The following is a 7,285-nucleotide window of genomic DNA, read 5'->3' on the forward strand; positions in this document are numbered from 1 at the left end:
TGAACGCCTGAACTCGCTGGGCTGTTTTGGGGCCAGGGCACGGCGGGCGGTATCTTGGCGCCGCACGGGCGCGTAGCTCAGTGGTAGAGCTCTGGTTTTACACACCAGCGGTCGGCGGTTCGATACCGTCCGCGCCCACCAATGTTTATGCAGCCTCGATGCGTCTTAACTCACACTGGAGAGGATGTGTGGTCACTGGCCGCGGCTGCCGATCGCATGCCCGAGCAGCGCGCGCAACGTCCTGGCGTTGCGGACCGCGTGCCCGGCGCCGTCATTGTTGAAGTAGGCCAGCACATCCCGGCCCTGCTGATCCCAGTCTCGGATGCGATCTGCCCACCAGTGCAGGTCATCGGCGGTGTAGGACCCCGCGTACAACGTCGAGGCATCCGGTCCGTGCAGGCGGACGTAAACGAGCTGTGCCGTGGCCCTCAGCACGCAGGGCAAGCCGGCGCCGCTCATCACCACGTAGCTTGCGCGGCGTTGTTCCAACAGGTCGTATACCGCGGGATCGTTCCAGGACGGGTTCCGGAATTCGATGGCCACCCGCAGGCCCGCGGGCAGGCAACGCAGGAAGTAATCCAGCCGGGCGTCGTCACGTTCGGCGTCAGGATGCAGCTGCACCAGGATGGCTCCGCGGCGATCCCGCAGCTCGTCCCATGCCCGGGCGATCCGCTCCACCCACTGTTCGGGGGACCGCAATCGCCGGCTATGCGTCAGGCCGCGGGGCGCCTTCACCGACATCGTAAAGCCGGCCGGCAGCCGGTCCCGCCATTGGCCGAAGCGAGCATCCCCGGGCCAGCGGTAGAAGCTCGCGTTCAGCTCGACGGTGTCGAATTCCTCGGCGTAACGCTCCAGACGTGCCCCAGCGCTCACGCCAGGCTCGTAGAGCACGCCCTTCCAATGGTCATACGACCATCCGGATGTGCCCACCTGAACCACCACGGGTCTCAGGTACCCGTCGACCGCAGAACCAAAGCTCAAGCCGCCGCCGCGATTCGGCCATCGTGCGCTGGGGTAGCCATTCGCCGTGGAGACGAGCGCCGCAGCATTCGTTCCGGACACGCGCAGCGTCGCCAAGCTGGCGGCCGCGGCAAGGGGATGCCGAGGCTGTCAGCTATATGCTGAGGCCGAGCAGACCGTGTTTGGCGAGGGGCCCCGCACCGCGCGCATGATGCTGGTGGGGGAGCAGCCCGGCGACCAGGAGGACCGGACGGGCAAGCCATTCGTCGGACCCGCCGGCCGGATCCTCGACAAAGCGCTCGATGCCGCCGGGATCGGTAGAGGCGAGCTATACGTCACCAACGCGGTCAAGCACTTCAAGTTCACCGTCCGCGCCGAGCGGGGCAAGCGGCGTATCCATAAGACCCCCAGCCGGACTGAGACGGTCGCCTGTCGTCCGTGGCTGCTCGCCGAACTCGGCGCCGTCGAGCCCGACGTAGTCGTTCTCATGGGCGCTGTCGCATCCAAATCGCTGCTGGGCAATGACTTTCGGCTCACCGCCCACCGTGGCGAAGTGTTGCACCTGGCCACTGACGATGGCTTACGCAATCCAGAGCTGGTGGTCACCGTGCATCCGTCTTCGATTCTTCGCGGACCACCGAAACAGCGAGACGAAGCGCTCAGTGGCCTGGTCGATGATTTACGGTTCGCCGCTGAGCTGCTCGACATCTCCAGCAAAAACCGCGGCGCGTAGCTGAGAGCGATCGGCGGTTCGCCGCTGAGCTGACCAGCGGCTCAGGGGACTAGTACGACCTTGCCGACATTCTCACGCGCAGCGAGGATTCGGTGTGCTTCCGGTGCATCGGCGAACGGCACCGCCGTATGCACGACGGGCGAGGCCGTGCCGTCCGACAGTGCCGTCGACAGCGGCCCGATCCATGGCTCGAGGGTGCCCCGGTCGTCCCACAGCCGCAGCATGTTGAGGCCGATAACGGTTTTGGAGTCTTCCATCTGTTTGATCAGGTTGAACCCGCGCAACATCGCCAGCACCTGCGGGGCCGCGCGGCGCAGCGACCGCTTTTCGCCCTGTTGCATGGCCGAGAAGCCGTAGGCGACAAGCCGTCCGCCCGGGCGCAGCAAGCCCATCGAGCGACGCAGCGACGTACCGCCGAGTGCGTCGAGCACGATGTCGTAGGGGCCCAGGCCTTTCCACCAGCCGTCGCGGCGATAGTCGATGGCTTGGTCGACGCCGAGCGCGGCCAGCTGATTGTGCTTGCCGGGTGATGCGGTGCCGTGCACGACCGCCCCCGCGGCCTTGGCCAGCTGCACCGCCGCGATGCCCACACCCCCGGCCGCGGCATGCACCAGCACCCGCTCACCTGCCTGAAGCGAGCCGTAGCCGTGCAGCGCCGCCCACGCCGTCGCGTAGTTCACCGGGACCGCTGCGCCCTGCTCGAAGCTCATCGAGTCCGGCAGCGGGACAGTGTCGTTGGCGCCCGCGTTGACGATCTCGGCATAGCCGCCGAAACGGGTCCCGGCCAGCACCCGCTGACCCACTCGCGCCGGATCGACGCCGTCACCGACGGACTCGATCGTCCCGGCCACCTCGTAGCCGACGACGCTGGGCACCTTGGGCGCATCGGGGTACAGCCCGACGCGGGCGAGATGGTCGGCGAAGTTCACCCCCGCTGCACGCACCGAGATACGCACCTGACCGGTCGCCGGTGGCGGCGGCTCGGGACGATCCTGCACCTTGAGCACCGACGGGGGGCCGTGCTTGGTGATGACAACCGCACGCACGGCTACAGGTGACTTGCTACGAAAGCTGCGGCTTGAGCCGGCATCCCGGAATGGGGGTAGGAAAGATGCGGCGCCGACGACAGCTCGTCCGGTGTCGGCACGGTGAAGGGTGCGCCTGGAGTGCAGACAGGATCCCCAGGGGCGCACAAGTCGATGGCCTTCGCCCCGTACCAAGGACTGAGCGTGCTCACCGGCGCACCCAGATATCTGTCCGACGGATTCCCGAAAAGGGCAAGCGCGGCAACGTGATCGGCGACGTCTTGCGGTAGCGACACCGGGACAAAGCCCGACACCGGTGCTTGGGCAATGGTGATCAGGTCGATCGCGACGGCGCCCTGGGAGTACCCGCCGAGCACCAGCTTGGTGTTGGGACAGCTGGCGGCCATCGACTCGACGTGAGCGTTCGCATCCACGCCACCGGCGTTCGCCGACGGGGCGAAATCCGGCGAGGCGGGGTAGTTGACCGGATAGATCGCAACGGACCGACCTCCGACCTGCGAGCGCAGCGCATCGATGAATTCCTGGCCTACCACCCCGACGCCGGGCGGCTCTCCGGTGGCACGCGCGAATGTCACGTCGATGTCCGGGCAGGTCGCCGCGGACGCGGCGGCGAAGAACAGTGGCGCGCTCAGTAGTGCCGACCAGGCTGTTACTACCGCGGCGCAAAAACAATGGGCGATCTTCCGGGCGCTCACCCACCCATGCTGACACATCTGCGAGGCGGACGGGGCGATCACGTCAGTCATTGTGGCGGCGCGAAGAACTCGAGCGCGATGCCGTCCGGGTCGCGGAAACTCAACCCCGAGCCGTAGGGCGCGTCGACGATTCCGCCGTGCTGGATGCGGAGCTCATTGAGGCGGTCCATCCAGGTCTCCAGTGCGGAACGGTCGGCGCAGCCGAAACCGACATGATCCAGGCCCACCCGGAACTCGCTGAAGCGCTCGTCGGGTGCCGGGTGCTCATGTTGATGGATTCCGAGCAGGGTGCCGCCGTCGAGGATCCACACCAGGTGCCGGAATCCGGCGGCGGTGTGCTCGTCGACCACCGGGTCGGCGCCGAACAGCCGGCGGTACCAGGGGCCGCTGACGGCCATGTCGCGGACGGTCACCGCGACGTGGTTGAGTGCAGGAAATGCCATGACTGAAGTTTCCTCTCTGATAAGTGCGCGCCGGCGGGCGAGCGGACAGCCATCCAAGTGTGACCTAGATCGCATCGGGAGTTCGAGGGTGGCGAGCGCCACATTTACTTCGCCTGACTAATTAGCCATGCTTGGTACATGACTTCGCAGCTGACTCCCGAGCGCACAGACACCGACGTTCTGCCCAAGGACTTCGATGCCAACACCGGCCCCCTCTGGCTGCAGCCGTGGTTCTGGCTGGCCATTGTGGGTGTCATCGGCATGGTGGCGCTCACCCTCGTCATCTAGCCCTACACGATCCGCCAGCCCATTCGGGCGCGAAACCGCATATCCCACAGGTAGAGCCGATAGCCGAGGATCCACGCCCGACGTGGAATCAACCGGTCCGCAAACCGCAGTGCGGCGAGCAACCACTCGAAACGGCGCTGCTGGGATTCGGACCACTCCAAGCGCATCAACGCGCGGAACTCCGGAGCCAGAAAGCCCGTCGTCGCGAAGAGGCTGAACGGCCCGGCCAGCGCCGGCAACGGCGACGGCAGAAACGCCATTGCCGCCACCCCGTGCAGGTGGTCACGGACCGCGGGATCGATGCGCAGGTCTTCCATTGACCGCTTCCAGTAGTCGTCGAACGCCACGCGGTCCGGTGGCCACATCTCGTCGCGAACTTGAAGTGTGGTGCCCAGTCGCTTGCCGTCCTGATAGACCGCATCCGCGGTCGCATCGTCGAGCGGGCCATGCAAGAACTCGTGCTGATCGACGAAGTAGCGATACAGGCAGGCGGCCACCCACAGCTGCAGGCCCGGGTCGAACGCGTTGTAGGACACCGGGCTCGACGGCGTCGACCGTACCTGCCTATGAGCGGTGTCGACGGCTGCCCGGATGCGCGCGCGGTCCGACTCCGTGCCGATGGTCGCTACCGCCAAATACGTTCCGGTGGTGCGGGCCCGTTTGAACGGATGCTTGTAGACGTTGCCGCTGTCGACCGGGCTTTCCAGAACGCCGTAGCCGACGCCGGGCAGCGACAGTTGCATGATCACGTTTGCGGCGGGCAGCAGCACGGCGGCGGGATTCAGCAGGTCAGCGACCCGGGTGATGCGCCGACTCATCGCGGGTGGTGCTCCATCAGCCGAGTAGACCATGTGTGAGACGCTGCCGGAGTGTTTGGCGCCACGCGGCATGCCCGGGTCGTCGGTGTGCTGGTCGGCTACCTGGCCGACCTCGTGTTGGCCGACCCGCGGGCGGGCCATCCGGTGGCCGGATTCGGCGCCGCGGCAACGATGGTGGAGCGGCTCACCTATCGCGACACCCGGGCCGGTGGCGCCGTGCACGTCGCGATTTTGGTCGGCGCGGTGAGCCTGCTGGGCGCCGCGCTGCAGCGCCAGGGCCGCCGGTGTGGCCCGCTCGGGTCGGTTGTTGTCACCGCTGCGGCGACCTGGGTGGCGCTCGGTGGGACGTCGCTGGCTCGCGTCGGCTCAGCGATGGGCGAGTTGTTGGGAAACGATGAGCTCGACGGCGCCCGCCGGCTACTGCCATCGTTGTGCGGACGCGACCCGGCTCTGCTCGACGCCGCCGGATTGACCCGTGCCACAGTCGAATCGATCGCCGAGAACACCTCCGACGCGCAGGTAGCGCCGCTGCTGTGGGCCGCCGCAGGCGGCGTGCCCGGCGTTCTGGGGTACCGCGCGATCAACACGCTCGATGCGATGATCGGTCATCGCTCACCGCGCTACACCCGATTTGGTTGGGCCGCAGCGAAGTTGGATGATGCGGCCAACTACCTCACCGCGCGGGTGACCGCGGCGCTGACGGTGGTGTGCGCGCCGATCGTCGGAGGCTCGCCGTCGGGTGCGGTGACCGCGTGGCGTCGCGATGCCGGGCGTCATCCCAGTCCCAACGCCGGCGTGGTCGAAGCGGCGTTCGCCGGGGCGCTGGACGTGCAACTCGGCGGGCCCACCCAGTACCACTACGAGTTGCAGATCCGGCCGGCCCTCGGTGCAGGTCCACCGCCAACCGTCACGGATGTCCGCCGCGCCGTGCGGCTTTCGCGTGCGGTGCAGGCGTCCGCGGCGCTGACGCTCGTAGGGCTCAGCGCCGCCGTCCGTAGCGATCGGTGAGCTTGTCCTCGACGGTCGCTGGCTTCTGGGCGGTCTTCGCCGATGACGCCTGAGCTTTGTCGGCGCGGCGTGCCCGCACTTCGGCGTACACGAAGTAGCCCAGCAGGATCGGCGCGACGACGCCGAACGTGATCCACTGGATGCCGTAGGACAGGAACGGACCCGCGTCCAGGTGGGGCAGGGCGATGACGCCTAGCCCGCCGGGTTGATCGGCGACCAACTGCAGATACGACCCGGCCAGCGGAACTCCGGTCAGTGTGGCGATCTGACTCGTGTTGATCGAATACACCTGTCGCACACCATCACTGACGAACGACTCCTTATCCCGCACCGGCCCCTCCGAGTCGCGCAGGCGGGCCGTGACGGTCACCGTCCCACGGGGCGGTTGGGCGACCGGCGGTACCCGCGAACCCGGTAGTGGCCGCACGTAGCCGCGGTCGACCAAGACGGTCGGGCCGCCGTCGACGACGAACGGCAGCAGCACTTCCATCGCCGGGTCGCCGTCGGCCACCCGCAGCCGGGCCACCAGTTGCTTGTCCGGCAGGTAATGCCCGGTCGCTGTCACCCTGCGCCATTGCCCGTCGGGTGCCGATGAATCCTGATGCGGCAAAAGCGTTGTCAACGCGACCGGCGCGGTCGTCAGCGACTGCTGGATCTGGTTGTTCTCCCGCGAGGTTTTGGTGTTCTTTCCCAACTGCCACGGGGCGAGCACGCTGAAGCACAAGTAGGTGAATGCGACGACCACGATGGCCAGCGCAATCCAGCCCGGCCGCAGCAGGAAGGCCAGGCGGCGCATCAGCCTTGTCCGTCCCGCGCGAGCTGCTCATCGACCCACTTGTGCAGTCCGGGCAGCGCAGCCTCGATCGCGGCGAAGGTGGTTTCGAAGTCGTCGTGGTCGCCGTAGTAGGGGTCGTCGACGTCCAGAACGAAAGCGCCAGAACGGGGGTCGAAAGATCGCAGCATCCGGATCCGGTCGGCTTCGACGCCCAGCTGTTGAAGAAGCGGTACGTGGTTGCGGGCCAGCGCGATCACCAGGTCGGCGTTGAGATGGTCGATGTCGACCTGGGCGGCGATGTGGTCGGTGGGGTAGCCGTGCCCGCGCAGCACGCGGTTGGCGCGCTCGTCAGCAGACTTGCCGATGTGCCAGCCGGCGGTACCCGCGCTGGTTACCCGCACCGAGTCGTCCAGGCCGCGTTCGGTGATCTGGTGGGCGAACATCTTCTCCGCCATCGGCGACCGGCAGATGTTGCCGGTGCACACGAAGGTGATGTGCAGCTTGGAATCAGACACCCAA

The 7,285-nt window shown here is 67.2% G+C and carries 10 protein-coding genes and 1 tRNA gene; 4 read left to right on the forward strand and 7 right to left on the reverse strand.

Annotated elements, in window-relative coordinates:
* The first annotated feature begins 66 nt into the window (after positions 1-66).
* A tRNA-Val gene (locus VGH54_RS12150) sits at positions 67-141 on the forward strand.
* 51 nt (positions 142-192) lie between these two features.
* Here VGH54_RS12150 and VGH54_RS12155 read toward each other — a convergent pair.
* Positions 193-942, reverse strand: a complete 750-nt coding sequence (locus VGH54_RS12155) for a DUF72 domain-containing protein (RefSeq protein ID WP_331512257.1) — start codon at positions 940-942, stop codon at positions 193-195.
* An 85-nt stretch (positions 943-1,027) separates the two neighbouring features.
* Here VGH54_RS12155 and VGH54_RS12160 point away from each other — a divergent pair, with 85 nt between their 5' ends.
* Positions 1,028-1,693 carry a UdgX family uracil-DNA binding protein gene (locus VGH54_RS12160; protein ID WP_331512249.1) on the forward strand — a complete coding sequence of 222 codons (666 nt, stop codon included), beginning with the start codon at positions 1,028-1,030 and terminating at the stop codon, positions 1,691-1,693.
* A gap of 41 nt (positions 1,694-1,734) precedes the next feature.
* On the opposite strand, the gene VGH54_RS12165 is transcribed toward VGH54_RS12160, so the two are convergent.
* Genes VGH54_RS12165 through VGH54_RS12175 form a run of 3 tightly spaced genes read right to left on the reverse strand, consistent with a single transcriptional unit; the run spans position 1,735 to position 3,877 of the window.
* Positions 1,735-2,739 carry a medium chain dehydrogenase/reductase family protein gene (locus VGH54_RS12165; protein ID WP_331512250.1) on the reverse strand — a complete coding sequence of 335 codons (1,005 nt, stop codon included), beginning with the start codon at positions 2,737-2,739 and terminating at the stop codon, positions 1,735-1,737.
* A 2-nt stretch (positions 2,740-2,741) separates the two neighbouring features.
* Positions 2,742-3,434: a cutinase family protein gene (locus VGH54_RS12170; protein WP_331512251.1), complete on the reverse strand. Its 693-nt coding sequence runs from the start codon at positions 3,432-3,434 to the stop codon at positions 2,742-2,744.
* Positions 3,435-3,481: 47 nt separating this feature from the next.
* Entirely contained in the window at positions 3,482-3,877 is a 396-nt protein-coding gene (locus VGH54_RS12175) for a VOC family protein (protein ID WP_331512252.1), read from the reverse strand.
* 138 nt (positions 3,878-4,015) lie between these two features.
* Here VGH54_RS12175 and VGH54_RS12180 point away from each other — a divergent pair, with 138 nt between their 5' ends.
* Positions 4,016-4,165: a hypothetical protein gene (locus tag VGH54_RS12180; protein WP_331512253.1), complete on the forward strand. Its 150-nt coding sequence runs from the start codon at positions 4,016-4,018 to the stop codon at positions 4,163-4,165.
* Positions 4,166-4,167: 2 nt separating this feature from the next.
* On the opposite strand, the gene VGH54_RS12185 is transcribed toward VGH54_RS12180, so the two are convergent.
* Positions 4,168-4,983 (reverse strand): oxygenase MpaB family protein, encoded by an 816-nt coding sequence (locus tag VGH54_RS12185; RefSeq protein ID WP_331512254.1) that lies wholly within the window; start codon positions 4,981-4,983, stop codon positions 4,168-4,170.
* Between the two features lie 51 nt (positions 4,984-5,034).
* On the opposite strand from VGH54_RS12185, the gene VGH54_RS12190 reads away from it, so the two are divergent.
* Positions 5,035-5,991 (forward strand): cobalamin biosynthesis protein, encoded by a 957-nt coding sequence (locus VGH54_RS12190; protein WP_331512255.1) that lies wholly within the window; start codon positions 5,035-5,037, stop codon positions 5,989-5,991.
* On the opposite strand, the gene VGH54_RS12195 is transcribed toward VGH54_RS12190, so the two are convergent.
* Both VGH54_RS12195 and VGH54_RS12200 read right to left on the reverse strand, forming a co-directional pair.
* A complete protein-coding gene (locus tag VGH54_RS12195; protein ID WP_331512256.1) occupies positions 5,963-6,787 on the reverse strand; it encodes an SURF1 family protein in 825 nt (274 codons plus the stop codon). The genes VGH54_RS12190 and VGH54_RS12195 overlap by 29 nt on opposite strands.
* Positions 6,787-7,281 carry a low molecular weight protein-tyrosine-phosphatase gene (locus VGH54_RS12200; RefSeq protein WP_331512258.1) on the reverse strand — a complete coding sequence of 165 codons (495 nt, stop codon included), beginning with the start codon at positions 7,279-7,281 and terminating at the stop codon, positions 6,787-6,789. The genes VGH54_RS12195 and VGH54_RS12200 overlap by 1 nt, the downstream gene beginning before the upstream one ends.
* Positions 7,282-7,285 lie beyond the last annotated feature (4 nt).

Source organism: Mycobacterium sp., assembly GCF_036488105.1.
Classification (GTDB): Bacteria; Actinomycetota; Actinomycetes; order Mycobacteriales; family Mycobacteriaceae; genus Mycobacterium.